This is a genomic window from Streptomyces griseorubiginosus, from assembly GCF_017614965.1.
Taxonomy (GTDB): domain Bacteria; phylum Actinomycetota; class Actinomycetes; order Streptomycetales; family Streptomycetaceae; genus Streptomyces; species Streptomyces griseorubiginosus_B.
On the sequence record NZ_WVUG01000036.1, the window covers coordinates 1 to 25,693 of the forward strand.

19 protein-coding genes are annotated in these 25,693 nt (G+C 69.1%); 6 read left to right on the top strand and 13 right to left on the bottom strand.

What is annotated here, in order from left to right; genetic code table 11:
• Positions 1-73 precede the first annotated feature (73 nt).
• Both GRC12_RS10000 and GRC12_RS10005 read left to right on the top strand, forming a co-directional pair.
• Positions 74-418 carry a MerR family transcriptional regulator gene (locus GRC12_RS10000; RefSeq protein ID WP_208778837.1) on the top strand — a complete coding sequence of 115 codons (345 nt, stop codon included), beginning with the start codon at positions 74-76 and terminating at the stop codon, positions 416-418.
• Between the two features lie 343 nt (positions 419-761).
• Positions 762-1,325: a DinB family protein gene (locus GRC12_RS10005; RefSeq protein WP_208778838.1), complete on the top strand. Its 564-nt coding sequence runs from the start codon at positions 762-764 to the stop codon at positions 1,323-1,325.
• Between the two features lie 324 nt (positions 1,326-1,649).
• On the opposite strand, the gene GRC12_RS10010 is transcribed toward GRC12_RS10005, so the two are convergent.
• Positions 1,650-2,306: a hypothetical protein gene (locus GRC12_RS10010; protein WP_208778839.1), complete on the bottom strand. Its 657-nt coding sequence runs from the start codon at positions 2,304-2,306 to the stop codon at positions 1,650-1,652.
• Between the two features lie 820 nt (positions 2,307-3,126).
• Positions 3,127-4,161: a helix-turn-helix transcriptional regulator gene (locus GRC12_RS10015; protein ID WP_208778840.1), complete on the bottom strand. Its 1,035-nt coding sequence runs from the start codon at positions 4,159-4,161 to the stop codon at positions 3,127-3,129.
• Between the two features lie 494 nt (positions 4,162-4,655).
• Between GRC12_RS10015 and GRC12_RS10020 the strand changes: the two genes are divergently transcribed.
• A complete protein-coding gene (locus tag GRC12_RS10020; RefSeq protein WP_208778841.1) occupies positions 4,656-8,789 on the top strand; it encodes a carboxypeptidase regulatory-like domain-containing protein in 4,134 nt (1,377 codons plus the stop codon).
• 351 nt (positions 8,790-9,140) lie between these two features.
• Here the strand turns inward: GRC12_RS10020 and GRC12_RS10025 are convergent, their stop codons facing one another.
• The 6 genes from GRC12_RS10025 to GRC12_RS10050 all read right to left on the bottom strand — a co-directional run bounded on the left by GRC12_RS10025 (position 9,141) and on the right by GRC12_RS10050 (position 18,450).
• Entirely contained in the window at positions 9,141-13,028 is a 3,888-nt protein-coding gene (locus GRC12_RS10025) for a carboxypeptidase regulatory-like domain-containing protein (RefSeq protein WP_208778842.1), read from the bottom strand.
• A 329-nt stretch (positions 13,029-13,357) separates the two neighbouring features.
• Complete coding sequence (locus tag GRC12_RS10030) at positions 13,358-14,302, bottom strand: SDR family NAD(P)-dependent oxidoreductase (protein ID WP_244372555.1); 945 nt, start codon at positions 14,300-14,302, stop codon at positions 13,358-13,360.
• A gap of 127 nt (positions 14,303-14,429) precedes the next feature.
• Positions 14,430-14,705: a hypothetical protein gene (locus GRC12_RS45455; protein ID WP_244372556.1), complete on the bottom strand. Its 276-nt coding sequence runs from the start codon at positions 14,703-14,705 to the stop codon at positions 14,430-14,432.
• A gap of 221 nt (positions 14,706-14,926) precedes the next feature.
• Positions 14,927-16,471, bottom strand: a complete 1,545-nt coding sequence (locus GRC12_RS10040; protein WP_208778843.1) for an acyl-CoA synthetase — start codon at positions 16,469-16,471, stop codon at positions 14,927-14,929.
• A gap of 11 nt (positions 16,472-16,482) precedes the next feature.
• Positions 16,483-17,604 (bottom strand): DUF5938 domain-containing protein, encoded by a 1,122-nt coding sequence (locus GRC12_RS10045; RefSeq protein WP_208778844.1) that lies wholly within the window; start codon positions 17,602-17,604, stop codon positions 16,483-16,485.
• A 42-nt stretch (positions 17,605-17,646) separates the two neighbouring features.
• Positions 17,647-18,450: an SDR family NAD(P)-dependent oxidoreductase gene (locus tag GRC12_RS10050; protein ID WP_208778845.1), complete on the bottom strand. Its 804-nt coding sequence runs from the start codon at positions 18,448-18,450 to the stop codon at positions 17,647-17,649.
• A gap of 239 nt (positions 18,451-18,689) precedes the next feature.
• Between GRC12_RS10050 and GRC12_RS10055 the strand changes: the two genes are divergently transcribed.
• Positions 18,690-19,325, top strand: coding sequence for a TetR/AcrR family transcriptional regulator (locus GRC12_RS10055; protein ID WP_208778846.1), 636 nt, complete (start codon positions 18,690-18,692; stop codon positions 19,323-19,325).
• Positions 19,326-19,515: 190 nt separating this feature from the next.
• On the opposite strand, the gene GRC12_RS10060 is transcribed toward GRC12_RS10055, so the two are convergent.
• The 3 genes from GRC12_RS10060 to GRC12_RS10070 form a co-directional block, all read right to left on the bottom strand.
• A complete protein-coding gene (locus GRC12_RS10060) occupies positions 19,516-19,740 on the bottom strand; it encodes a hypothetical protein (protein WP_208778847.1) in 225 nt (74 codons plus the stop codon).
• A 142-nt stretch (positions 19,741-19,882) separates the two neighbouring features.
• A complete protein-coding gene (locus GRC12_RS10065) occupies positions 19,883-20,962 on the bottom strand; it encodes a TRAP transporter substrate-binding protein (protein WP_208778848.1) in 1,080 nt (359 codons plus the stop codon).
• Positions 20,963-21,361: 399 nt separating this feature from the next.
• A complete protein-coding gene (locus tag GRC12_RS10070; RefSeq protein ID WP_208778849.1) occupies positions 21,362-21,811 on the bottom strand; it encodes a hypothetical protein in 450 nt (149 codons plus the stop codon).
• A gap of 215 nt (positions 21,812-22,026) precedes the next feature.
• Here GRC12_RS10070 and GRC12_RS10075 point away from each other — a divergent pair, with 215 nt between their 5' ends.
• The gene (locus tag GRC12_RS10075) at positions 22,027-22,857 is read left to right on the top strand and encodes a transglutaminase-like domain-containing protein (RefSeq protein WP_208778850.1); all 831 of its coding nucleotides are present in this window, start codon (positions 22,027-22,029) and stop codon (positions 22,855-22,857) included.
• 185 nt (positions 22,858-23,042) lie between these two features.
• On the opposite strand, the gene GRC12_RS10080 is transcribed toward GRC12_RS10075, so the two are convergent.
• On the bottom strand, positions 23,043-24,062 hold the full coding sequence (locus GRC12_RS10080; protein WP_208778851.1) for an NAD-dependent epimerase/dehydratase family protein: 1,020 nt from the start codon (positions 24,060-24,062) through the stop codon (positions 23,043-23,045).
• A 75-nt stretch (positions 24,063-24,137) separates the two neighbouring features.
• Here GRC12_RS10080 and GRC12_RS10085 point away from each other — a divergent pair, with 75 nt between their 5' ends.
• On the top strand, positions 24,138-24,764 hold the full coding sequence (locus tag GRC12_RS10085) for a TetR/AcrR family transcriptional regulator (RefSeq protein ID WP_208778852.1): 627 nt from the start codon (positions 24,138-24,140) through the stop codon (positions 24,762-24,764).
• Between the two features lie 228 nt (positions 24,765-24,992).
• Here GRC12_RS10085 and GRC12_RS10090 read toward each other — a convergent pair whose 3' ends face one another.
• Positions 24,993-25,634, bottom strand: coding sequence for a TetR/AcrR family transcriptional regulator (locus GRC12_RS10090; protein WP_208778853.1), 642 nt, complete (start codon positions 25,632-25,634; stop codon positions 24,993-24,995).
• Between the last annotated feature and the right edge of the window lie 59 nt (positions 25,635-25,693).

A 25,693-nucleotide genomic window follows, 5' to 3' on the forward strand; every position in this document is an offset into this window, starting at 1 on the left:
GTGTTGAAAGCTCGGGGCCCGGGTGCCAGGACGGCACCCGGGCCCCCCGACGCATCCCCGAAAGAAGAGGTCTATGCCCCCTCGCAGTACCCGGCCCACCGACATCCTCGACGACGATGACTACCCCGCCTACACCATGGGCCGGGCCGCCGAGATGCTCGGCACCACCCCCGCCTTCCTCCGCACCCTCGGCGAACACCGCCTGATCACCCCCTTGCGCTCCGAAGGCGGCCACCGCCGCTACTCCCGCTACCAGCTGCGCATCGCCGCCCGTGCCCGCGAACTCGTCGACCAGGGCACCGCCGTAGAGGCCGCCTGCCGCATCGTCATCCTCGAAGACCAACTCGAAGAAGCTCAGCGCATCAACGAACAACTGCGGGCCCAAGGCGGCCAGCCGCCGTCGAAGCCTTCAGCCTGACAAGAACGCCGGGTGCGCCCCCGCCGACCGACCTGCGGACCGGGCCCCCTCACAGCCCTGCGCCGCCGCCTCGCGCCGGGCCGCAACGAGTACACCCACGGCACTGCACAGGGACCCCGACACACCTGCCGGGGTCCCTGGCCGTTCACGTGCAGCTGCCTGATCGCACCTCTTTCGGCAGCGCCGACGACGAAGTGTCCGACGCGGTCGCCGAGCTGACCGGCACGAGGTGCTGAGTGTCGATCAGGCGGGTCAGCGCCTCAGCGTGAGAAAGCCCGGGTCGGTACGGCAGGTTGTCGTAGGGGGCGTTCGGCGGCGTGTTGGGGGACAGTAGTGTGCGGACATGACAAGAAGCGAGCGGCTGGCGGAGCAACTGGACTGGTACTGGCGTAAGAACCTGCGGCCGCGGCTGGACGGTCTTACCGATGAGGAGTACTTCTGGGAGCCGGTACGCGGCTGTTGGAGCATCCGCCCGCGTGGCACGTCGGCCGCGCCGATGTCGGCTGGTTCGGGGGAGTGGACGATGGACTTCGCGTCCCCGGCCCCGGTGCCGGCTCCGGTGACCACGATTGCCTGGCGGCTGGCGCACGTCATCGTCTCGTGCATGGGCTATCGGGTCGGATGGTACTTCGGCGGCCAGGACGTCGACTCCGAGACATTCGCCTACGCGGGGACCGCTGATGAGGCGCTGAAACAGCTCGATGAGATGTATGGGAGATGGAACGCGGGGGTCCGCGAGCTCTCGGACGCCGACCTGGACAATCCTCCCACGGTGGGTCCCGAGCGGTTTCCCTTGGAGAACAGGGTCCTGCATGTCAACAGGGAGCTGATCCACCACGGCGCCGAGGTTTCCCTGCTACGGGACCTCTATCGCTGGCAGGACAGGGCCGCACCGCGCCGAACATGACCTCTTGGCAACCCGCGACCGAACTTCGGAATCCTCCTGCAGGCAGACGGAACGGCATCGCTCACGTTCAGCGGCGAAGGACACGGTGCACGGTGACCACGGTGCGGGCCGCTCCGTCCTGCACACGCCGGACTGTGAAGAAGCCCTCAGCGCCTTGCTGATGGTCGCGATCTCCGCCGGCGTGCAACACAGACTTGCGGGCAGGATCTGGACTACCCGCAGCGTGGAGTCGCCGCCCGGCACGGGTCGAATGTTGCCGAGTGCGGCTCCCTGCAGCGGCTCGGGCAGCAGCTGAGGAACCTTGGGGCCGATGCCACAGGTACGTCATGTCCGAACGTCGTCGGGCCTCTGCCTTGGCTTCGGATTGTCGGTTGTCTTCGTGGCCAGCCGGTCTGCGGCACCCCGGTAGGCCGCCCAGGCAAGGAACAGGATCTCGACGCCCGCGGCGATGCCCGCGGTCCGGAACTTCCCTGAACCTGTCGAAGGAGTGCCCAGCAGCACCGGGATCTTCCCCCGGGGATCTACCGTGACGGTGACGGTCTGGCCGGCTTTCAGGCCGTCCCCGGACACCGTGCCCGGCAACGGCTGTCCCGACGGATCCGCCAGTTCCGCGACGTGAGCTGGCGGATCGGCACCCCCGTCGACCCAGTACACGTCGGTCACCGTCGCCCGCTCCTGCCGGCCTCGGGCGTGCAGCGCCCGATGGTCCAGGCCCGAGTAGGTCTGGTACGTCACCACCAGAGCAGCAATGGGCACCAGGATCATCGCCAGGACGACCCAGCCCTTGGACCAACCCTCAAACTCCTCCATGTTCGGCACCATCAGCGCGAGGAGAAGGAACGCCAGGACATAAAGCACGGGATACACGAGCAGGTCCAGCCAGACGCTCTGCGTGACGTGCAGCAGGATGCCACCGCCACCCTCAAGGCCCAGGAAGACGACCGTGGAGCCCACGAAGAACAACGCCGCCAGGCCCAGCACGCGCCCCCGCCTCAGTATTCGCCCGGCCACAGCACCCCCCACCACCGAAATGTTCCGCATCAACCCGCCACCGAGAAGCACAATCGACTCCCTTGCGTGCCCCTCGTTCAACGTCACTTGAACAGTGCGCCATCGACCCCCGAGGCATCAACTGGATTCGACTCAGAGTCCGCTGGTGAGCGGTCCGCAACTCAATCGCGGTTCGCCATCCGCACGGTGGACCAGAAGGCGGTCGGCCACTCCAGGAAGTGCGTGGTGTCTGTCCCGCCTGCGGGAGGAAGCCGGCGCCTATGACGACGCCGAAGCATTGGCTGGACAGTCGGCCGAAGCCGGAGACACCAGTGCGCTGTTCCATCTGGCTCTGCGACGGGAAGATGACAGGGACCACGACGGAGCAGCTGGATTCGCCGAACGACCCGCGGCCCGCCGGCGATACATGGGCCCTGCTGTCCATCGCCGGGGCACGCAGCCACGCCGGTGACTGCGACCGCGCAGAGGCTTTGCCCCGGCGCGCAGCGGGGACAGGTTCAGTCCCGGCAGGGGGCATGCCAGCCCCTTTGAGCTGCCCCTTGAGGATGTGCAGTTCTCAGTGGGCCGAGCGGCATCACCAGGAGCAACCTACGCCGTGCCAGCCAGCCGGCGAGTTGCTCGCAGGGCTGGTTCCCCAGGGCTCTGTTCGTTGGCCCGCCCCGCTGGGATTTTCTTGAAGACGCCGAGCGCTGCAGGCAGGCAGAGAGCGGCGACACAGGTGGCCCGGCAGCCGAGGAGCCTGCCTACCGCTGGACGCCCACGGGTAGTCGCGCCGGGGTGACGGCCACACTCACCCCTCCGTATCCCCGAACAAGCCGCGTTCCTGGGCCATTAGGGCTATCTGGAACCGTGTCCGTGCGCCCAGTTGTCTGCCCAGATCGCTGATATGGGTCTGCACGGTCCGGCGGCTGAGTCGCAAGGCGCGTGCGATGGCGTCGTCCTTCATTCCGGCGGACATCAGGCGAAGGATGTCCCGCGTCCGACTGTGCAGAGCGGCCTCTTGTCTTTCGGGACTCGCGGCGTGCGAAGCGGGGCGGCTTTCCAGCGAGATGGGCACCGCACGCTCCCATACGCTCTCGAAGAGGGCGGTCAGGACGTCGAGCAGCGTTGAGGAGTGCACCACGAGTGAGCCTGCGGCGGGATCGTCTTTGCGTAGCGGCATGATCGCCGCGACGCGGTCAAAGATGACCAACTTCATGGGCAGTCCGGGAAGTAGCCGCAGCTCCCCTTCCGCAGGGGCGCCCCGGAGAGCCGTTTCAAGGCATCCGTCGTCGGCGATTCCGTCGCTGTCGTACACGGACCGGAGCCGGACTCCGGGACGGACCGTGGCGCCCGCAGCCGTGGACGTGTCCGTAGGGGCGATCCGCCGGGTCACATAGGGCGGTCTCGCGAAATGCAGCACCTCGTGCCGACTGCTCCTCAGAAGGTGGGCGTAGCGGGCGCCGACCTGTTCATCGCTCTCGACGACCTCGAAGAGATCCGAGGCGATCTGCCGTCCGGGGGCCGTGCGATAGATTTCGTCGAGCTGTTCCGCGTACAGCTCCGCCCTGGCCAACTCCTGTCGTTTACGGGCCAGAAGGGCGCCCAGAGAGGAGCGGGGCGGGCCGGCGCTCCAGCGCGGGGGCTGTCCCCCGATGCGAACGGCCAGGAGTTCGGCCTCCAGGGATCGTAAGGCGGTCCGGGCCGCCGCGGCCGAGACGCCGGTCCCCGCCGCGACCGCGTCCTCGTCCGCGCCCGGATGGCTGACCAGGTACTCCAGTGCCTGCCGGGCGAGGGAGCCCAGACCGGTGCCTGCCCACAACGCGTCTGAGGAGGACACGTCCATCAGCGACTCCTCGGAAGATCGGAACTAACTGCACGCCGATGCTACGCAAGTGCGCAACTGCGCGGGCCCGCAGAAGGTGGATCTTGTCAGGCCGGTCCGCCGAGGTCAGGATGATCAGAGGTCACCCGATACCCGACTGCGTGCAACCAACTGAAATTCAAATACCGTGCGGAATACGGCCCTACGCGTTTATTGAGCGGTGGGCCCTCTTGGCGTGGGGATTTATTTCCGGCCACGACCCAGGGCCCCTTTTTCACGAAACAGGCGCATGACATGCACATGTAACATGCGGCCTATTGTTAATTGCGCTTCGAGGTACGCCAATTGATTGCGGCGAATGTGAACCGCCCGCATTCGCTGTCGACCGGGAACCACGTGCGAGTCGACCCAAGCAAGGCGAACCGAGGAGTAACCTTTTGCGCACCTCACCGAGAACCGGTTCGGCTTTACGTCGAAGAGCCGCCGCCTGCCTGACCCTGTTCAGTGCCGCCGCAATGACGGTCCTGGGCATACAGATACCCGCCCACGCGGCGGCGCCGCACGCTTCATCGGCCGCATCGGCCGCATCGGCCGCATCGGCCGCGTCGGCCGCGTCGGCCAAGAAGAAAGTCGACCTCGAACCCTCCTGCGCCACTCCCAAGAAGGGCGAGGCCGCATGCTTCGCCCTGCGTCGCACCGACACCAAGGCTGTCAAGGGCCTGCTGTCCCCCTCCGTCACCCCCGGCGGCTACGGCGCCGCCGACCTGCAGAGCGCCTACAGCCTTCCCGCCGACGGCGGTGCGGGGCAGACGATCGCCATCGTCGACGCCTATGACGACCCCACCGCCGAGGCCGACCTGGCCGTCTACCGCGAGCAGTACGGACTGCCGGCCTGCACCACGGCAAACGGCTGCTTCACCAAGGTCGACCAGCGCGGTGGCACCAACTACCCGGCGCCCGACGCCGGCTGGGCCGGCGAGATCTCACTCGACCTGGACATGGTCTCCGCGGCCGCGCCGAACGCGCACATCCTGCTCGTCGAGGCGGACCAGCCGAGCTTCGAGGACCTCGGGGCGGCCGTCGACCAGGCCGTCGCGCTCGGCGCCAAGTACGTCTCCAACTCCTACGGCACCAACTACAGCAGCACCCCGGGCAGCGGCGAGACCCCGGACGAGACGACGTACGACGCCCACTACAACCATCCCGGCGTCGCCGTGGTCGCCTCCTCGGGCGACAGCGACTACGGGGTGGCCTACCCCGCCGTCTCCCCCTACGTGACCTCCGTCGGCGGCACCTCCCTGGTCCGCAACTCCGGCACCGCACGCGGCTGGTCCGAGTCGGTCTGGAACCGGGGCGGCCTCGGCCCGGGATCCGGCTGCTCCCTCTACGAGCCCAAGCCGGCCTTCCAGACGGACACCGGATGCGACAAGCGCACCGTCGCCGACGTCTCCGCCGTGGCCGACCCGGCCACCGGCGTCGCGGTCTACCAGACCTACGGCGGTGGCGGCTGGCAGGTGTACGGAGGCACCAGCGCCTCCTCACCGATCATCGCCGGTGTGTACGCGGCCGCCGGGACCCCCGTCGCGGGTACGTACCCCAACTCCTACCCGTACGCCTCCGGGACCGGTCTCAATGACGTGACCGCCGGTGACAACGGCACCTGCACCCCCGCCTACCTGTGCACCGCCGGTGCCGGCTACGACGGTCCGACCGGCCTGGGCACCCCCGACGGGCTGGCCGCGTTCCGCAGCGGCCCGCACGGGAAGCTCTCCGGCACCGTCACCGACGACAGCACCGGCAAGCCGGTCGCCGGAGCCACCGTCACCACCCAGGGCGGCGGCACCGCACACACCGCCGCCGACGGGACCTACTCGCTCGTCCTGCCGGTCGGCAGCTACGACATCACCGTCGAAGCGTACGGCTACGCCACCCGTACCGCCTCGGGTGTGTCCCTCGGCGACGGCGACGCCCTCACCAAGAACTTCGCCCTCACCCCGGTCCCGAGCCGGACGGTCTCCGGCAAGGTCACCGACGGCTCCGGTCACGGCTGGCCGCTCTACGCCAAGATCACCGCGGACGGCGTCCCCGGCGGCCCGGTGTGGACCGACCCGCTCACGGGCGCCTACGACCTGAAGCTGCCCCAGGGCCACGACTACACCCTGCACGTGGTCAGCGCCTATCCCGGCTACACATCGCCCACCAAGAAGATCACCGTCGCGGACTCCGACCAGAGTCTGAACGTCGCGGTTCCGGTCGACCCGTGGGCGGCCACCGCGCCCGCCGGCTACTCGGTACGGGACGAAGGCACCACCGAGACGTTCGACTCGACCGACTCCGCCCCGAAGGGCTGGAGCGTGGTCAACGCCGACGGGACGACCGGCGGCTGGACCTTCGACGACCCGGGCTCGCGCTCCAACACCACCGGCGGCGACGGCGGGTTCGCCATCGTCGACAGCGACCACTACGGCGGCGGGGTGCACCAGGACTCGCAACTGCTCAGCCCCGTATACGACTTCACCGACGACTCCGCACCCGAGGTCGCCTTCGCCAACGACTACTGGGCCATCGGGGGCCAGAGCGCGGACGTCGACGCGACCACCGACGGCGGCGCCACCTGGACCACACTCTGGTCCGCAACCGGCACCACCTTCGGCGCGCAGAAGGTCGAGCTGCCGCTGACCGACTACGCCGGCAAGTCATCGGTACAACTCCGCTTCCACTTCACCGGCTCCTTCGGCTGGTGGTGGAAGGTCGACAACGTTTTCATTGGCGATCGCCACGTCACGTCCCTCCCCGGCGGTCTGCTCACCGGCACCGTGACGGATGCCAACACCTCCACGGGTCTGGTCGGCGCCACCGTGACGAACAAGGACGACAGCAAGCAGAGCGCCGTCACTTTCGCCACCCCCGACGACCCCGCCCTGGGCGACGGCCTCTACATCCTGTTCTCCTCCCTCGGCAGCCACGGCTTCACCGCCGCGAAGCCGCACTACACGGGGCTCGACAAGACGGTGAAGGTGCGGGCCGACAGCGCGGTCGGCGCGGACTTCGCACTCGGCGCCGGGCAGGTGACGCTGGACAAGACCTCCATCACCGCGTCGGTCGGATGGGGCGAGCAGACCACCAAGACCCTGACCGTCAAGAACACCGGCACGGCACCCGCCACCGTCAAACTCGGTGAACAGCCCGGCGGGTTCACCATGGCGGCCGCGGGCGGCGCCCCGCTGAAGCGGGTCAAGGGAACGTACTCCCCGTTGTCGAGCAAGGCCGCCGCGTCCGCCGCGGGCACCACCGCCAAGGTGGTCCCGGGAGCCGCCGGTGACGCCTGGCAGGCAGCCGCCGATCTGCCGGTGAAGCTGATGGACAACGCTGTCGCCACCAACGACGGGAAGGTCTACTCCGCCTTCGGCTTCAACGGCAGCGCCGACACCAAGGACATGTACGTCCTCGATCCGGTCGCCGGCACCTGGGCCAAGCAGGCCGCCGCGACGGACACCCGGGAGGATCCCGCCCACGGCTTCATCAACGGCAAGTTCTACGCCGTCGGCGGCTGGGGACCCAGCGGCGCCCCCGACTCGAAGCTGGAGATCTACGACCCGGGAAGTGACACCTGGTCCACCGGCGCCGCCTCGCCCAAGCCCTATGCGGGCTCCGGCAGCGCCGTGCTCGACGGCAAGCTCTACGTGGTCGGCGGCTGCGGGGCGGACTCCTGCGGCTCCACGGATGTCACCGTCTACGACGCCGCCGCCGACAACTGGTCCACCCTGGCCGCCTACCCGGAGCAGATCTCCTGGAGTTCCTGCGCCGGCATCGGTGGCAAGCTCTACTGCGCCGGCGGGTTCAACGGCACCAGCGAGGTCAAGCACTCCTACGTCTACGACCCCGCCGCCAACACCTGGTCACAGGTCGCCGACCTGCCGATCACCCTCTGGGGCGCCGCGTACACCTCCGCCAACGGCCTGCTCGTCACCGCGGGCGGCGTCACCGGGAACAGCATCACCAACCAGGGCTTCTCCTTCGACCCGAAGGCCGACACCTGGACCGCCCTCCCCAACGCCGACACCGCCACCTACCGCGGTGGAGGCGGGCTGGGCTTCTTCAAGGTCGGTGGCGGCGTCGCGACCGCGACTCCCGCAACGACCGTGGAGGTGCTGCCGGGTTACGACCAAGGAGAGTCGAGCGATGTCAGCTGGTTGAGCGAGAGCACGCAGCAGTTGACTCTTCAGCCCGGTAAGAGCTCGAAGGTGACCATCACGCTTGACGCCTCCGTGGCCGAGGTGACGCAGCCGGGAGACTTCACCGCCCAGCTCTCCTTCAGCACCGACACTCCCTACTCCGTGCCCAGGCTCCCCGTGGAGATGCACGTCGCCCCGCCCAGCACCTGGGGCAAGATCACGGGGACGGTGCTGGGGGTGACCACCGCCGGCGGCACCTCGCCGATCGCCGGGGCCACCGTCCAGATCGACACCTGGGCCACGAGCTACACGCTGACGACGGACGCCGGCGGCGGGTATGCCCTGTGGCTCGACGTCCGCAACAACCCGCTCACCGTCATAGCCGCCAAGGACGGTTTCCAGCCGACCGTCGCGACGGTGACGATCAAGAAGAAGTCCACCGTCATCAAGAACTTCACCCTCAAGAGAAAGTAGGCAGGACTGGCCGAAGGCCGGGGCGGCGCGCTCCCGAACGGGACGTGCCCACCCCGGCCTTCCGGCCGTCGGCGTTCACGGTCTCGGCGGTCCAGGAGGGTTGGCCGCTCGCCGACCGGGACGCTCATGCTCAGCGGCCATGACGTCCGCCCGCCTTGCGGAGCGGGCCCGAACGTATGACAGGCCCCACAAAGGGAAACTCCGACCGGGGATTGAACCCGGGCGAGGTCAATTGCCGCCGCCGCTGGCGATGCTGGACCGCCGAGGCCGTTCCATCGAGAAGCGTCGCGCCGTCCGGTCGCACTCGCTCGGAGCACGGCCGGACGGCGCACGAGGGGCGGCCGGCCGACGTCAGCGCACGGTCATGCGCACCGGAACCACCGGGTACGTGTACGGGGTGTCCGTGCCGACCGCCAGCGCGGCCGTGTACGTGCCGGTCCGGTCCACTGCCGTGACGGACGCGTCCAGCCGTACGGTGACGGTCACGTGCGCGCCCGGACGCAGCCGCAGGGTGACAGAGTCAGCCGTGAGCCAGGGCACGTCGGTGGTCGGGACGCAGTCGTCGAGGCCCGGCAGCTGTTCGACGGCCGGGACGGCGTCGTAGACGCTGCGGGCGCCGCCGACGTGGAAGAAGCCGCATGCGCTGCCGCCGCGGTAGAGGGCGTTGGCGGAGGGAGGCAGGGGCGTCCAGGTTCGGGCGGCCGGGTCGTAGGCGTAGCCGCCGTCGGTGCGGCCGCCCATCAGGTCGCTGGCACCGCCGGAGACGAGGAACCGGCCGTCCACGGCGGTGTGGGCGGAGCCCCACAGGTCGGTCGGCAGGTCCGGAATCCGGGTCCAGGCGGCGGTGCCCGGGTCGTACGTGTAGGCGTGCCGCGTGCCGCCGCCTGCGGCGTAGCCGCCCGCGCAGTACAGCTTGCCGGCGATGGCGCCGCAGCCGAGCCACGAGATGGGCTCGGGATACGGCGTCGCTGTGCCCCACGTGTCGTCGGCCGGGTCGTAGACCTGGACGGTGGTGGTGCCGCACCGGGTCGCGCAGCCGCCGACGAGGTACCACTTGCCGTCCAGGGTCGCCGAGCCGGCCGCCGCGTAGGGCGTGGCCGCCCGGGCGGCGGTGGACCAGGTGTGGCGTTGCGGGTCGTAGACCTCGGTGGTGGCGACGGGGCTGCCGGTCGCGTCCCAGCCGCCGGTGACGTAGAGCTTCAAGCCGAGGAAGGCGGCTTCGGAGGCTTCGCGCGAGGTGGCCGGGCCTCCGGGGATCGCCGTCCAGGTGGAGGTGACCGGGTCGTACACGTTCCCGCCGTTCAGCAGGGATGTGCCGTCGATGCCACCGATCGAGTAGACACGGCCGTCCGGACCGGTGGCCACCGCGTTGTCCATCACGGCGGTCGGGTAGTCGGTGACCTTGGTCCAGCCGGAGGCGGCGGGTGCCGCCGCCTTGGTGCCCGAGCGGGTCGAGGACCTGGCCGCCGTCAGCGGCAGCGGGCTGTAGTCGCCGGGCACGTACTGCGCGGGGGCGTCGGCGGCCGTGGCGGCCGGAATGTCGCCGGACCGCTCGGTGAGTGTCACGGTCAGGGGCGCCGAGCCTGTGTCGCGGAGGGTGACCTTTGTCGTCGTGGTCCGTCCCCGGCGCACGGTCTGCGAGACCGACGCCGGACTGACCGACAACTGCCCGGCGCGCAGCACCGGTTCGAGGCGGGTCGCGTCGTCGGTCTTGACCCGGACCGTCCTGGTCACCGTGGCGTAGTGGTCGGCGGTGGCCCTGATCGGCTGCCGGCCCGTCTTCGGGGAGAAGAGCGCGTACGTGCCGTCCCCGGCCGTCGTCGCCGAGGCGCCTGCGGGACCGCGGACCGATGCCCCGGCCACCGGTGCGCCGGTGTTGCGGTCCTTCACCGTCCCGTACAGCAGCCCGCCCCGGACCGGGGCACACCGCACGCCGCCGAAGGTGACATCGTCGACCTGCCAGTAGTACGCGTTGTCAGCGAGGTAGCGGAACCGTATCCGCGCGGCCGACTTCCCGGCCGCGTCCGGGAGGCTCACCGTCTGTGCGCCGGGCCCGGCGTTTACCAGGTCACGGCGCCAGACCGTGGACCAGGTCCGGCCGCCGTCCGTGCTGAGATCCACGTTCGCCTTGGAGGCGTCGGCGAACTTCTTGTAGAACGTGTCGAAGCGGACCTCGGCCGTGTCGTAGCCGGTCAGGTCGAGCACGGGTGAGACGAGCGAGGTGTCCTCGCCGTCGGCGTAGTGGTCGCTGTCGGCGATGGCGAAGCCGCCCGAGCCGCCGGTGAGGTTGTCGCGCCCGGCCGGGTCGTCGAAGCGCCAGGTGTGCCCGCCGCCGTTGCCGGTGACGGTCCAGCCGGCGGGCGCCGACGTGGCGTCGAAGGTCTGGGTGGGGGCGCTGAACGTCTGCCGGTAGCCGGGCGCCACGCAGGACGCGGCGTCGACCTTCACGGCGAAGTCCCGGTGGCCCGCTCCTGCCCCCGTCGTCACGTCGGCGGTCGTCACCTGGTAGCCGGCGTAGACGGGGTCGATCTGGAGGGTGAAGGTGCTGTTGGCCGGGAGCCGCAGCCTGTAGCGGCCGGTCGACGGGTCGGTGTACGTCCGTGTCGATGGCTGGCCCGCGACCTGGATGCCCGTGGAGAGCGGCCAGCCGTGCCCGGAGCCGTCCCGGATGCGTCCGGTGAAGGTGACGAGCGGCTGCTGGGCGAGCTCGAAGTCGCGGCCGACGGTCTGACCGTCGCCGATCTCGACGTCGGCCGAGACGGTGCTGCCGTAGCCGAACCTCTCGGCCTTCACGTAGTATGTACCCGCGGGGAGCGTCATGTCGTACGAGCCGTCGTCGGCGGTCGTGGTGGCGTTCGCGCCTGCCGTGACGCGGACGTCGGCGAGCCCGGTGCCAGTGTCCGGGTCTGTGACCCTGCCGGTGAGTTCGCCGTACGGGCCGGTGGTGAAGGCGGCGCTGCCGTCCGGGGTGCCGAGGCCGGTCGGGCCGTCCCAGCCGGTGCCGGCGGAGCACAGGTTCGCCGTGTCACAGGTGCCGTTGGTGCCGGAGGCCACGTCGTGCAGGGCGGCGGTGTGGGCGTACGGGTAGGCATTGGGGTAGGTCTTGGCGCCCGGCTTCCCGGCGAGGGCATAGGTGGCGGCGATGATCGGGGAAGAGGCGCTGGTACCGCCGTAGACGCCCCAGCCTCCGTCCTCGTACGTGTTGTAGACGCTGACCCCGGTCGCCGGGTCGGCCACCGCCGACACGTCGGCGACGGCGCGGTGGGCGCAGCCCCGGTCGGTCTGGAAGGAAGGCTTGGACTGGTAGGCCGAGCAGCCGCTGCCCGCGCCGCTCCAGGCGGATTCGGTCCAGCCCCGGGTCGTCGCGGGATCGCGGCTCAGCGAGGTGCCGCCGACCGCCGTGACGTAGGGGAGGGTGGCCGGATAGCTGGTGCCGTAGCCGTTGTCGCCGGTGCTGAACGTGATGGCCACACCCGGGTGTTTGTAGTAGGCGTCGCCGGGTTCGTCGCCGATCGCGCTCTCGCTCGCGCCCCAGCTGTTGGAGATGTAGGTGGCGCCGAGCGCGACCGCCTTGTTCTCCGCCTCGCCCAGGCTTTCGATGCTCGGCGCGTCGGCCTCGACCAGCAGGATCGAGCACTGCGGGCAGGCTGCGCTGACCATGTCGAGGTCGAGGGCGATCTCCCCGGCCCAACCCGCGTCGGGTTGCGGGTAGTCGGTGCCGCCGCGCTGGTCGGTCTTGCGGAAGCAGCCGTTGTCGGTGGTGCAGGGTGGCAGGCCGAACTGGCTGCGGTAGACGGCCAGGTCGGCCTCGGCGTTCGGGTTGTCGTAGGCGTCCACGATGGCCACCGTGGCGCCGGACCCGGCCGTGCCGGAGGGCAGGTCGTAGGCGCTCTTGATGTCGGCGGGGCCCAGCCCTGCCGGGGCCGCCAGGGGCTGTAGACCCTTGGCCTGCCGTACGTCATCACGGGCGAGTGCGAAACAGGACACCTCGCCGGGCCTGCTCGGCCGCGCGCACAGGGGGCGGGTCGCGGGCTCCGCGGTCGCCGCGCCGGCCGCAGTCTTCCGCGCCGCGGGGTTCGTTGCCGCGGTGTTCGGGGCCGGTGAAGGTGCCGGTGCCGGGTCGCCGGAGCCGGCCGCGGCGGACGGTGCCTCCAGGGCCAGCGCCAGCAGGCTGCTCAGAAGGACGGGCCATACCGCCAGGCTCGTTCTGAACTTTCGTCTCTGGTTCGTTCTGGTCATCCGAGTTTTCCCAGACCTTCCGTGGGGGAGAAGGAGCAAGGTCAACCGGGAGCGTAGGGCATGTACATGTCATACCTGTTTCTCGTGTCACTCCTGTCCGCGCAGTTGACGTGACACCGCCCGCGGAGGCGAGGCCTATGAACACGCACGTGACGGTGGACCCGAGTGCGTACAGCCGCGGGCAGAGCCTCAGTTCGACCGAGGCAGGTGACCGCTGCGGTGACGGCGAGCCCCGTCCTCGCAGACAATCAGTTGGCGGGGTCCAGGTGGCGGACGTGCGGCGACCCACGTCGCGCGCCCGCCACCGGCCCGGCCGACGGCGGGTCCGGTCAGGACACCGTGAGCGCTCCACTACCGTCGGAACGGCTGGGACGATCGCAGGAGTCGGAAAGACCGGAAGGAACACAGAGGTCGGTGTCCGGTGTGAGGTACTGGCCCGAGAGATGGTCCGCCTCCCCGGCCGCGAGCCGCAGCAGGGTCCGTGCGGAGTGCTCGCCATCGGTGAAACGGCCCTCCCGGCGCTGGGCCATGAACCACTCGATACTGCGGTCGCGCCACACGTCGCCGGTGGGGTAGGTGTCCATGCCGTCCTTGGTGAGCCCGAGTTCCACCAAGCCCGGGTGGTAGCTCAGCATGGTGACGCCGTAGGGACGCAGTTCGCGGGCGAGGTTCTCGGTGAGCTTGTTCACCGCCGCCTTGGAGACCGAGTAGGCGGACAGGTGCGGCCACCGGTGCCGTCCGGCATCGCTGGTGATGTTGATGACGCGGCCCGCACGGCGCGCGGTCATCACGGGAAGGACGGCATGACAGGTCCGTACCGTTCCCGTGAGGTTGACGTCTACGGTGTCCTGCCATTCCTCCCGGTCCAGCTCCCAGAAGGGTCCGATGGGGCCGGTCACCCCGGCGTTGTTGACCAGGACGTCGATTGTCCCGAAGGTGTCCACGGCCTCTTCCACGACCTTGGGCATCGCGGCGGGATCGGTCACGTCGGCCGGTACGGTCAGGACCCGGGTGTTCCGGGCCTGGAGCAGCTCGGCCGTCTCCTCGAGCGCCTCGGGGTCACGGCCGGTCAGTACCAGCTGGGCACCGGCCTCGGAGAGCGTCGCCGCGAAAAGGCGGCCCAGGCCGCGTCCTCCGCCGGTGACGAGGACGGTACGGCCTTGCAGGAGCCGCGGTGAGGTGATCGGCCACGGAGTGGGGGAAGCGGCGGCGGTGGTGAAGGGGCTCATCGTCAACTCGTCCTTCTTCATGGGCTTCACGGGATCCTTCGTCATCTGGTTCACCTGGCCTTCGGGCCGAGGTGACGTGAAGGCCGGCACCGGTTCGCTGCGGCTCCCTCGGTACGAACGCCCCCGTACCCGACCTCACTCGCCACCTCAACGGGGCGGACGGCCGAGTGGTTCAGGATCCGTGGGGTTTGACCCAGCACAGCTCCGCCGCGCGTACTCGCGAAAGGTAGGTGATCTTCGTCATCGCGTAGTCGCGGCAGGCGACCGCGTATCTGGACGGCGGGATGCATGGCCCGAAGTCCCCACGGTGGCGTGACCGGTTGAACGGATCGATCGCAGGCTCGACGGTGGCGCTGAAGCGACGCATGACGCGGGGTGTCAGCTGCCAGGGGACCGTGCCGTAGTGATCGCAGACTTCGATCACCGGCTTGATCAGCCCGTCGAGCATCGTCGGCGCCGGGCCGGCCGCGTCGCGCCCCTTGGTACTCCGAGAGCGTGTCGAGGGAGAAGCTCTCCTCGTCATTCGCCGACATGCGGGCCTGGCGGCGCCGCTGGAGCGCGACGACGTCCGCGAGCCCGGTCTCGACCGACACCGACGCCGGGTCCACCGGCACGGCCGGCGCCGGGTTTGTTGAACGGGATCAGACCGACTCCGGCCGACCGCACCCGTCAGTCATGCGAACTCTCCTGCAGCAGGCGGGACTTGACCTCGTTCTTGAGGACCTTGCCGACCTTCGACCGGGGGAGGTCCGGCCACATCTCGACCTGTTTGGGTGCCTTGACGCCGCCGATGCGGCCCTTCACGAAAGCACGCACTTCGTCGTCAGTGACGCTTTGACCAGGGTGGAGCTGCACGACAGCCGTCACCCGCTCACCCCACTTGTCGTCCGGGAGTCCGATGACAGCGCAGTCCTGGACGGCCGGGTGCTCCATCACCGCCTGTTCGACCTCGGCCGAGTAGACGTTGAAGCCACCGCTGATGATCATGTCCTTGGCGCGGTCGACGATGAAGAGGTAGTTGTCGGCGTCGAGGTAGCCGATGTCCCCGGTGTGGTGCCAGCCGTAGCGGGAGGCCTCCTCGGTGGCCGAGGGGTTCTTGTAGTAGCCGGCCATCACCAGTGAGCCGCGCACGACGATCTCGCCGCGTTCGCCGGGCGGCAGCAACCGGCCCGTACTGTCCATGATGGCGACGGTCACCAGCGGGGCGGGGCGTCCGGCGGAGGCGAAGCGCTCGACGGCGAGCGAGCCGTCGGCGCGGAAGTGCTCCTCGGGCGCCATCGTCGAGATCATCATCGGCGCCTCGGACTGACCGAAGAGCTGTGCCATCACCGGGCCGATCCGGTCGATGGCCTCCGCCAGCCGGGCCGCCGACATGGGGGCTGCGCCGTACCAGAGGCAGTGCAGGGATGTGAGGTCGGTGGATGCCAGGTCGGGGTGGCCGAGAAGCATGTAGATCAGGGTCGGTGGCAGGAAGGTGTGGGTGACGCGATGGCGTTCGATGTGTGCGAGGAAGTCGGTGAGGTCGGGGACCGGCATGATGACGATCTCGCCGCCGAGGGTCAGGACGGGGAAGCACAGCACCCCGGCGGCATGGGTCAGCGGGGCCAGCGCCAGGTAGACCGGGCGGGTGCCGAAGGGGTAACACATCAGCGTCAGCGCCGACATCGTCTCGATGTTGCGGTCGGTGAGCATGACGCCCTTGGGGCTGCCGGTAGTGCCTCCGGTGCCGACGAGCATCACGGTGTCGTCGACCGGTGCACTCTCCCAGGGCTCGGCGGGCACGCCCTCCAGCCAGCGCGCGAAGGGGATGCCCAGGTCCGGGGACCCGTCGAGGCAGACCAGTGTGGTCAGCTTCGGCAGGTCCGGGAGGATCTTCGCGACCAGAGGTGCGTAGGCCTGCTGGAAGATCAGACAGGTGCAGTCGAACAGGTCAAGCAGGTCGCGGTTCTCGGCGGCCTCGTTGCGGGGGTTGACCGGGCACCACACCGCGCCCGCCCGGGAGATTCCGAAGACGCAGGAGAACGCGGTGGGATCGTTGGCGGACAGGATCGCCACCTTGTCGCCCGGCCGTACGTCTGACCGGTCCAGGGCTCGGGCCACCCGCCAGGACAGTTCCTGGACCTCGCCGTAGGTGAGGGTGCGGTCCCCTGTGGTGAGGCAGGGCGCCGCGGGACCCAGTGAGGCGCCCTTGTCGAGGTAGTCGGTCAGACGCACGGCAGGACCTTTCAGCTGTGGACGGTGAGCACCGGGTCGAGGACGAGTCCGAAACTCTTGAGCACGCCGAGCAGTTCGCGGTGGCCGAAGGCCTGGCAGGCCGAGGCCAGGCCGACGCGGCGGGGCGGCTGCTGCAGCAGTGAGTAGGCGGCGTAGGCCTGGAGCAGTCCGGTCTGCTTGTAATTGCTGTTGCCGTGAATCACGCAGTGGGCGCGGCCCAGCGGGCCCGATGCGTGGACGGAATCCACCGAGGTGTTGATCCGCGGGTTCTCCCGGGGCGGCATGCCGGCCTGGACCGAGGCGGCCACCTGTGCCAGGGCGGCGTCCTGTTGGTCGGCCGGGAGGGTCTTGATCTGCGACTCGACCATCTTCACCGTGTCGACGACGCCCTGCATGACGGCGCGGTCCATGACGCCGCCGAGCACCCTGCAGGTCGCCACTCTCGGGTCGTTCTTGAACCACACCGGGTGGCTGGTGCCGCCCCAGGGCAAGGCGAGCGCCGTTTCGTGCCGTCCGGGGACGGCGACCTCGACAGCGGTGAGCGGGTCCCACGTCTTGTACTGGTTCTCCTCCAGGTAGTGCCAGTCGGCCTTCAGTATGGTGAAGATCGTCTGCGTGGAGGCGTAGGTCGGGAACCCCTTCCACAGCACGAGGATGTCGAGGGTGTCCAGCCCCGGCGTCTCCAGGCAGATGTTGGCCGCGATCTCTCCTGTGGTGTACATCTGCGCGACGCCAGGGGACAGCAGCAGGCCCCTGTCCGCGTACTGCTCGCCCCACCGGGCCTGGGCGTCGAGAACCCAGTCCTGCTCACCGGTGGTGTCGAGGTAGTGGCAGCCGGCCGCGAGACTCGCCTCCACGACCTCCGGCCCGTACTTGATGAACGGGCCGACCATGTTGCAGACGACCTTCGCGTCCCGGAACAGCTCGGTCAGCGGTCCGACCGCGTGCTCGACCTCGACGACCTCGTGTTCCACTGTGTCGATGCCGGGGACCTTGTCGAGGACTTCCTGGATACGGGTCTTGTCGCGTCCGGCGGCGATGAAGGGGACGTTGTACTCGCGCAGGTACTCGCACACGAGGCGGCCGGTGTAGCCGGAGGCGCCGTAGACGACGACGGGCTTGTCAGTGCTCATGGTCATACGTCCTTTCGCAGGAGGGTGGGATCCAGGGGACGGTCACATGCCCATGCCGCCGTCGACCGGCAGTCCGGCGCCGGTGATGAAGCGGGCGCCGTCGGAGGCGAGGAAGACCACCGCGTCCGCCATGTCGCCGACCTCGCCGAGCCGGCCGAGCGGGGTCAGGCCGATGACGTCGCCGACGGCCGCCTCCGCGCTGGGCCACAGGCCGAGGGTCACCATGTCGGCCGCGAGCTTGGCGCCCATTTCGGTCGGCACCAGTCCGGGGTAGACGCAGTTGACGCGTACGCCGTAGCCGAGCTTTCCGGACTCCAGCGCGGCCACCCGGGTGAGCCGGTCGACCGCCGACTTCGTCGCGGAGTAGCCCGCGATGCCGGGGAACGGAATGGTGGCGGCGACCGACGCGATGTTGACGACCGCACCGCCGCCGCCGGCCGGGCCGCCGGGCCGCATCGCGCGGAACGCGTGCTTGATGCCCAGCGCCGTCCCGAGGACGTTGACCTCCAGCATCCGGCGCACCTCGGCCGGGTCGAGGTCGACGACCAGACCGGAGATCTCGACCCCGGCGTTGTTGACGACGATGTCCAGGCCGCCCAGCTCGGCGACCGTCTGCGAGACGGCCGATTCCCAGCTCGCGTCCTCAGTCACGTCGAGGGAGACGAACCCGGCGGTGGCCCCGGACTCCCTCAGCGCCTCGGCCGTCGCTTTGCCCACTTCCTCCTGGACGTCGCCGATGACGACGGCTGCGCCGGCCCGGGCCAGCGCCTGGGCCATCCCGGCACCCAGTCCGCGAGCACCACCCGTCACCAGGGCTTTGCGTCCGGTCAGGTCATACACACTCATGGAACATCTCCTCATTGAGATGACTGCACTGCGTGACAGCGCCGCACGCTCAGCCGCAGGCCAGACGCCCGGACCAGGGGGACGCAGCGTCAGCGTCCAAGAATTCTTGACAGTCGTCAAGACTTTCTTGGACGACTGTCAAGATTTTTGCCGAGCCTTCCCGTGGACCGCGCTAACCTGGTGCGGACGCCCGTACGATCGGGTGCACCGAAGGGCCGAGGCAGGCGGGGAGACGAGCTGTGACCCAGGTCGTGGGCAAGAACCAGGAGCGGATCTCGCGGCGCCAGGTCGACAAGTTCGCCGAGCGGCGAGCACAGCTCGCCACATCCGCACTGCGGACGCTGTCCGAGCTCGGCTATGCCCGCACGAGTCTGCGGGAGATCGCCCAGAATTCCGAGTTCTCCCACGGCGTCCTGCACTACTACTTCCGCGACAAGGTGGAGCTCATCACCTACTGCGTACGGCAGTACAAGGCGGAGTGCGTCACCCGCTACGACCGGATCGTCGTCACCGCCGGCTCGGCCGAGGAGCTCAGGGACGGCTTCGGCGCGGCGATGGCCGGCACGTTGCGCGAGGACGCCACGATGCATCGGCTGTGGTACGACCTGCGCAACCAGAGCCTGTTCGAGGAATCGTTCCGCGCCGACGTCCTCGAGATCGACCAGAGCCTGGAACAGATGATCTGGCGCATCGTCAGTCACCACGCGGAACTCGCCGGCTCACCCGTAGCGGTGCCCCCCGCGGCCGCGTACGCGCTCTTCGACGGACTGTTCCAGCAGGCGCTGCTCAGGTTTCTGAACGGTGACGACACCGCCCCGGCGAATCTTCAGACGAGCGTGAAGCAACTCCTGCAGCGCTTTCTCACCCACTCGTAGTCCGGCGTGCGCGACAGCAAACGGGTCAGCACTGGTCCAGGTGTCGTCGTCAAGGCGACATGCAGCCAAGGGCACGCGCATTGTCGTCAAGCCGACCGATGTCAGGATGCTGGATGCGTCCACGGCGGTGGTGACCACCGTCGACGGCATCCGCAGAGGCAGCCGCATCGACTTCGACAAGCTATGGCCCTCACCGCGGTCGGGTTGTCGTCGGGGCTGTCAGTTGGGCGCCGTCGAGCAGGAGCGAGCCTCCGATCCGGGCGCAGCCCAGGTGCAGGTGCGTAGTCGCCCGCGTCCAGGCCCGGGCGGTGAGGGTGGCGTCGATGCGGCCGATCGAGGCACTGCGGAGGTTGACCGTCCCTGCAGGCAAAGCACGACCCATGTACAGGCCTCCGTAGACCGTGAGTTCGGACACCTGGAGAGTTCCCCTCGGGCCGCGAATCGTCGCGCCCCGGAGCAGGAGAACGTCCTGCACGCGGGCGTTTGCCAGGCAAAAGGGGTCGGCGACCTCAGGTCCCAGTCTCCACGTGTCCACGATCACGGGGAAGCTTCACACGTTAGTCCTTGCAGGATACGGGCGGCTCGGCCGGTACGTCCCGCACAAGGGCGGTGACGGTTTCGAGATACTCCTTGGTCCGCCGGTCACGGGAAAGCTGGTCGTACACCGGCTGCACCGCCTTGCGCAGTGCGGTCAATTGGGCCGGGTTCGCGGTGGCGAACTTCTGGCCCCGGGCGCAGAGGCTCTCCAAGGCCCGGTGCTCCTGTTCGCGCAAGTCTGCGCCGGCGCCGTGCACTGCCTCTCGCGCCGCGTCCTGCAGCAGTTTGCGCTCGTCCTTGCCGAGGCGCTCGATGACCTTGGTGTTGGCGACCAGGACGATGGGACGTGGCCACAGAACGACGTTGGCGGTGCCGATCATCCCCGCTTCGTCGTAGCGGCTGCCGTTGACAGAGACGAGTTGCTGCTCGAATCCGTCGAAGGCGGCGACCGAGCTGCCTGCGCCGAACCATTGCGGTTTTGCTCCGAGGGCGCGAAGGGTGGAGTCGGCGACCTTGGACTCCTGGATGCCGATCGTGCGTCCCTTGTAGTCGTCCGGACCCAGCAGTGGTGTCCCGGCGCCGAAGGGGCGGCGCAGGCTGCCCGGGAGCAGGCCCACGCCAGTGAGACCGCCGCCGTCGACCTCGCGGATCATGCGCTCGGCGACCGGTGCCCCGAGGACCTTCTCCTCCGCGGCGAAGCTGTTGATCAGCAGGGGCGCTGTCAGGACACCCAGAGCCGGAGCCCGACGGATGTCGAAGACCCGGCTGCCGAGGGCGGCCAGGTCTACCCGTCCGGACTGCACGTCATTGAATAGTTGTTCCTCAAAGTCCGGTCCCTCCTCATGGTGGGCGTTGAACTCAGCGGAGATCTGGATCGAGTCGTGGGACAGCGTCCTGACGTTCTGGAGGAAGGCGCGGAACTCGTCGCTCGCGCCCATCGGCGTCGCCAGCGACAGCGTGACCGTCCCACCCGTGCCGCTGCCCTGTGTGGTGCCGGCGGGTTTCCCCGTGCTCCCTGTGCCTGAACAGCCGACGGTGAGCAGCATCAGCCCGACGGCGGCGCTGAGTGCGGCACCTACCGTCGTACGTCGGGAACGCATGGCGTCACGCTTCCTTCTCGATGGCCGCTCACAGCCGATGAGTGAACAGGCGCAGCGCACGGCCCGTGCTCATGGTTCGCCTGCTTCGACGGTAGGGGCCGGGGACCTCGCACGCATCCCTGTGGCCTGGAACACCCCTAAAGGGATGACCCTCGCCCCCGGAAGTCCGACGACGCGCCTGTTGCCCAAGCCTGCGTGCACGACTCTTCGGTCTGATCGGCCGACGGGCGCGAGTTCTGCGCCCGCCTGCTGTTGGAGCGGGTCTGTCCAGCCGACGGCTTTGGCCCATAGCCGGTGATGACTGGCTCGGCTCGAAATCAACGGGCAGGGTCCACTGGACGGCTCCGGCGCAGCCACGAAGGGGTCGTACACCGACGACGCCACGAACTGGACGTCGGCCTACCGCGACGGCGTGGAGCGGTGCCTGTGCCACTCGCGGGCACGGGCACGCCGCATCAGGTCCTCGGTCGTGGCGGCGTCGGCGGTCAGGAGCGGATGAACACGTCGGACGTAATAGGCCTGGTCCAGAAGGGATTTGTGTAGTTGCTTCAGATTCCGGGCGCTGTATGAGATACCGCCACGCTTGTCCACGATTCCGGCTGCGATGGCCAGCGGTTCGATGTCCACCGTGAAGGAGAGTGCATCCGTCGTGAAGCTGACATCGCACTCCACCGCGCCCTCTCTGACATCGAGCGAGACGGCATACTCCACTCCGCCGCCCTTGTACCTGGAGACCGGCAGGATGCGCTCGGTCTCAGTTGGGCCGGTCAGCCCCGCAGCAGCGGCTGTTTCCGCGTAGACCACTCGCACTTCTTCGAAGAAGGATGTCGCTGATTGGGTCATGGTCACCTCGCGTCCTCGCTCGTTCACGCACGTTCACGGGCGGATCCTGACGACCTTCCAGTAGTCACCGACCTGGCGCCACGGTGGGTTCCGGGAACGCTTGAGCGTGCTCAGCGGCACGAAATGCCGGCGCGTTCCAGCAGAACCGTAGACCGGCTGAGGGCTGCTCGGGAGCTGAGTGTCAGCATCAGTGTCAGACCCGCCGCATACCATGCTCGGTTATGGCCGACGACGTGCTCGACTACTCCCAGCCCGGACCCTTCACGAGCCTGGACGCGACGCAGTTGCAGTTCATTGAGAGCCTGCCGGATGATCCCGTTGGCATCTGCGCCGCCGCGCAGGGCCTGGTCATTCAGCCTGTGGACGCCGCCGCATCAGGGATCGGTGAGGCGCGGCTCGCGGAGAAGAACATTCGGCCGGTCAGCGAGCTGATCGCCGTCCTGATCGCCCTGGACCCGGCCCCGCTGCGGCAGGCCCGCAGCCCTGACTCACGGGTGGTCGGAACCTGCCGACACTTCGCCACCATTGCCTGCGCATTCCTGCGGGCTAGGGGTATCGCCTCGCGGGCCCGGTGCGGCTTCGGGACCTACTTCCTGGAGGGCTGCGGCGTCGACCACTGGATCACCGAGTACTGGGACACCGACCAGCGGCGCTGGGTGCGCGTCGACACCGAACACCTTGGCACGACGTATGTCGAGCGTCCCGAGGATCTCGCTGTGGGCGAGTTCCTGACCGGCGGCGAGGCGTGGGTTCAGTATCGCCAAGGCTTGGTCGACGGCCAGAAGTTCGGGGTGGCAGGTGTCGATTTCGCCTGGGGACCGGCCGAGATCAGCGGCAACGCTGTTCGTGATCTCGCGGCGCTCTGCAAGAGGGAAATGCTGCCTTGGGACGAATGGGGCCGCATGACCGATGCCTATCAGGGCAAGACGGGGAGCGAGTACGACCGGCTGATCGACGAGGTCGCCGACGCCTGCTCCCAGGACGATCCGATGGTCCTGACCAGCCTGTTCGCCCGGGACGACCTGGCCGTGCCCCATGACATGGTCGGATGACTGGATACGGGGACTGGCGGCCGGGCGTCGGGCGCTCTCGCCGTCCAGCCGCTTGCGGTCGGCGCTCTTGCGGAGAGCGCTGACCTGGGTGGCGCGGGCTGGTGAACGCCCCCGCCGGTAAGAGGTGATGCGACGTCGTCACCCGGGCCTGGGTGCTCGGCACGTCTCGTGGTTCCGGGGCGGCTTCAGATGAGTCCGCGTTCGGCGAGGCTGCGGCCGGTTTCCTCGATGGTATCGGGGATCGGGTGGAGGGGGCGGGCCAGGAGCGCCTGGGCGGGCGCGTGATCGAAGCGCTGGGCCGAGCCGATGAGCCACCGGTTGTCGCGCAGCTGGGGTTCAAACACGCTCGCGGCCCAGGTGAGCCATGTCGGCATCGCGCGTGTGGGGATCTTCCGGCTGGCCTGGGGGAGCCTCTCGCGGAGCACCGCGGCGACGTCGATGAGCGAGGACGGGTCGGTCGCGACGATCGTACGATGGGCGCCCGCCGTTTCGGAGGTCATGGCCTCGATGTGCGCGTCGGCGACGTCTCGCACGTGGACCCATGGCAGGCGCAGGTCCGGGACCATGGGCAGCGCGCCGGCCATGATCTGCTGGATCGCCGAGACCGAGGTTCCGGGGTCGTCGGACAGGAGGGGGCCGATGACCGCGCCCGGGTTGATGACGGCGAGCCGGTTGCGCGCGCCGCGTCGCTCGGCGATGTCCCACGCCGCGCGCTCGGCCCGGACCTTCGAAACCACGTAGGCACCGAGGCGGCGGCGGTCGGGTGGGGTCCAGTCGGATGCCGTGAAGAGGTGATTGCGGCGCGCCGGGGCGTACTGCACGGCCGCGAGAGACGAGGTGACGACCACGCGTTCCACGTCTGCGTCGAGGGCCGCGTCGATGGCCCGCGTCGTGCCCTGTACGGCGGGGCGGATCACGTCCTGCGGGTCGTTCTGCTTCGTCGTGACGAAGGGGGAAGCGACGTGCAGGACGAACCGGCAGCCCGCGGTCGCTGCCGCCCATCCCTCGTCCGAGAGCAGATCGAGCTGCAGGATCTCCAACGATGTGTCGTCCGCGCCTGCCTGTGCCATCGCGGCGCGCACCTCGGCGGCGCGGGCCGGTGAGCGCACCGATCCGCGGACCGCGTATCCGCGACGCAGAAGTGCTGCCGCTGTATGGGCGCCGATGAACCCCGAGACACCCGTGACAAGGACCGTATCTGTCATACCTAATCCCACCCATCCGCCCTATCTTGACAGTGAGCAGTTTACGGCGGGTCTGCTCACTGTCAAGATAGGGCGATGACGACCGAGGGGCCGAGGGCCGGCGATCGCTACCACCACGGCAATCTGCGCGCGGCGCTGCTCGACAGCGCGCTGGAGGTGCTGTCCGAGAGCGGTGTCGCCGGGTTCAGCATGCGCGAGGCCGCGCGGCGGGCGGGAGTGTCGCAGTCTGCTCCCAAGCACCACTTCGGCGACGCGCGCGGGCTGCTGGGCGCGCTCGCCACGCGCGCCTACCGCCAGCTGTGTGAGCGGCTGGAGGCGGTGGATGTCGTCGGGCGTGATGTGGGGGAACGCGTCGCGGCGCTGGCGGCCGAATATGTTGCCTTCGCCCGGGACAACCGCCCGCTGTTCGACCTCATGTGGCGCATGACCCAGTTCGACTTCAACGACCCTGACCTGGTCGAGCAGAAGCACCGGGCGCTGCGCGCCCTGGACCGTGGCCTGCGCGGCCAGGATGCGCAACGACCGGACAGTGCGAACCCCGCGCTGGTACCGAGCTACGCGGTGTGGTCACTCGTGCACGGCTATACAAGCCTCGCGCTGGAGGGCGCGATCGACGAAGACGCCTCGGATCCGTTGGCGAGCGACCTGCTGCCCGCGATGCTGCGGCTGCTCGATGTGACCCCGGCCGACCGTGACCGGTAGACCGACAAGGTCGTGGTGGTGATCTTGCCACTGCCACTGCCACTGCCACTGCTACTGCTACAGCTACTGTCACTGCCCAGGCCGGGGCCCGGCTGGGGTGTTGATCTCGTTCTGCCGTCCGTTGCCTGTGTGCGGGACGCCACGGAGGCGTGGGCCATCATGGTGCCGGCGGGTGCGGGGGTGCGGCTTCCGCGGGTGCGGCGGATGTGCCGGTAGGGCCTGGGGCGTTCACTGGAGGGTGGTGTCCGGGCGTTCGGGTGCCTCGAGCAGCGCCTGGAAGGCGTCGTTGAATCCTGGCGTGTCGGTGAGGCCGAAGGCCACGCGCTGGAGCAGGTATCCGTGGAGCAGGGCGATCACGGCGCGTGCGCCGTTGTCCGGGTCCGCGGTGGGAGCGGCGCCGGCCGCTTGTCCGCGGTGCAGGGCGTCGGCGATGCTTCGGCGGACTGTTTCGAAGCCTTCCAGGGCGCGGGTGTGAAGGTGGTCGTTGCGCAGCAGTTCTGGCCAGGTCTGCACGACGCACTGCAGAAGTTCCTCGACCGGTACCGCCTGTCCTGCGGCGTCCGTGAGGGTCTCGGCATTCAGGGCCTGAAGCGAGGCGGCGACGAGGTGGCCCGGGCTGGGGGCGTCGGCGGCCGCGGCCACTTGCTGCATCGGTTCGAAGATCAGCCGGAAGGTGTCTGCGGCGATGGCCAGGATGATCTCCTCCTTGTTCGCGAAGTAGCGGTAGGGGGCTCCCGCGGAGACGCCGGCTGCCGCGGCGATGTCGGGCATCGAGGTCTGGTGGAAGCCGCCCCGTGCGAAACACCGGCGCGCAGCCGCGATGATCTGCGCACGCCTGGCTTCCCGGCGTTCGGGGGTGATGCGGGGCATGACCCTCCTCAAAGTGAATGATCTTTCATCTTGACAAGGGGACCGTAGCGGGCCCATCG

Bases quoted from the DNA above. Each gene is read 5' to 3' on its own strand.
- GRC12_RS10000 (WP_208778837.1), top strand. From the start codon at position 74: ATGCCCCCTCGCAGTACCCGGCCCACCGACATCCTCGACGACGATGAC.
- GRC12_RS10005 (WP_208778838.1), top strand. From the start codon at position 762: ATGACAAGAAGCGAGCGGCTGGCGGAGCAACTGGACTGGTACTGGCGT.
- GRC12_RS10015 (WP_208778840.1), bottom strand. From the start codon at position 4,161: ATGGACGTGTCCTCCTCAGACGCGTTGTGGGCAGGCACCGGTCTGGGC.
- GRC12_RS10020 (WP_208778841.1), top strand. From the start codon at position 4,656: ATGACGGTCCTGGGCATACAGATACCCGCCCACGCGGCGGCGCCGCAC.
- GRC12_RS10025 (WP_208778842.1), bottom strand. From the start codon at position 13,028: ATGACCAGAACGAACCAGAGACGAAAGTTCAGAACGAGCCTGGCGGTA.
- GRC12_RS10030 (WP_244372555.1), bottom strand. From the start codon at position 14,302: ATGACGAAGGATCCCGTGAAGCCCATGAAGAAGGACGAGTTGACGATG.
- GRC12_RS45455 (WP_244372556.1), bottom strand. From the start codon at position 14,705: ATGCTCGACGGGCTGATCAAGCCGGTGATCGAAGTCTGCGATCACTAC.
- GRC12_RS10045 (WP_208778844.1), bottom strand. From the start codon at position 17,604: ATGAGCACTGACAAGCCCGTCGTCGTCTACGGCGCCTCCGGCTACACC.
- GRC12_RS10050 (WP_208778845.1), bottom strand. From the start codon at position 18,450: ATGAGTGTGTATGACCTGACCGGACGCAAAGCCCTGGTGACGGGTGGT.
- GRC12_RS10065 (WP_208778848.1), bottom strand. From the start codon at position 20,962: ATGCGTTCCCGACGTACGACGGTAGGTGCCGCACTCAGCGCCGCCGTC.
- GRC12_RS10075 (WP_208778850.1), top strand. From the start codon at position 22,027: ATGGCCGACGACGTGCTCGACTACTCCCAGCCCGGACCCTTCACGAGC.
- GRC12_RS10080 (WP_208778851.1), bottom strand. From the start codon at position 24,062: ATGACAGATACGGTCCTTGTCACGGGTGTCTCGGGGTTCATCGGCGCC.
- GRC12_RS10085 (WP_208778852.1), top strand. From the start codon at position 24,138: ATGACGACCGAGGGGCCGAGGGCCGGCGATCGCTACCACCACGGCAAT.
- GRC12_RS10090 (WP_208778853.1), bottom strand. From the start codon at position 25,634: ATGCCCCGCATCACCCCCGAACGCCGGGAAGCCAGGCGTGCGCAGATC.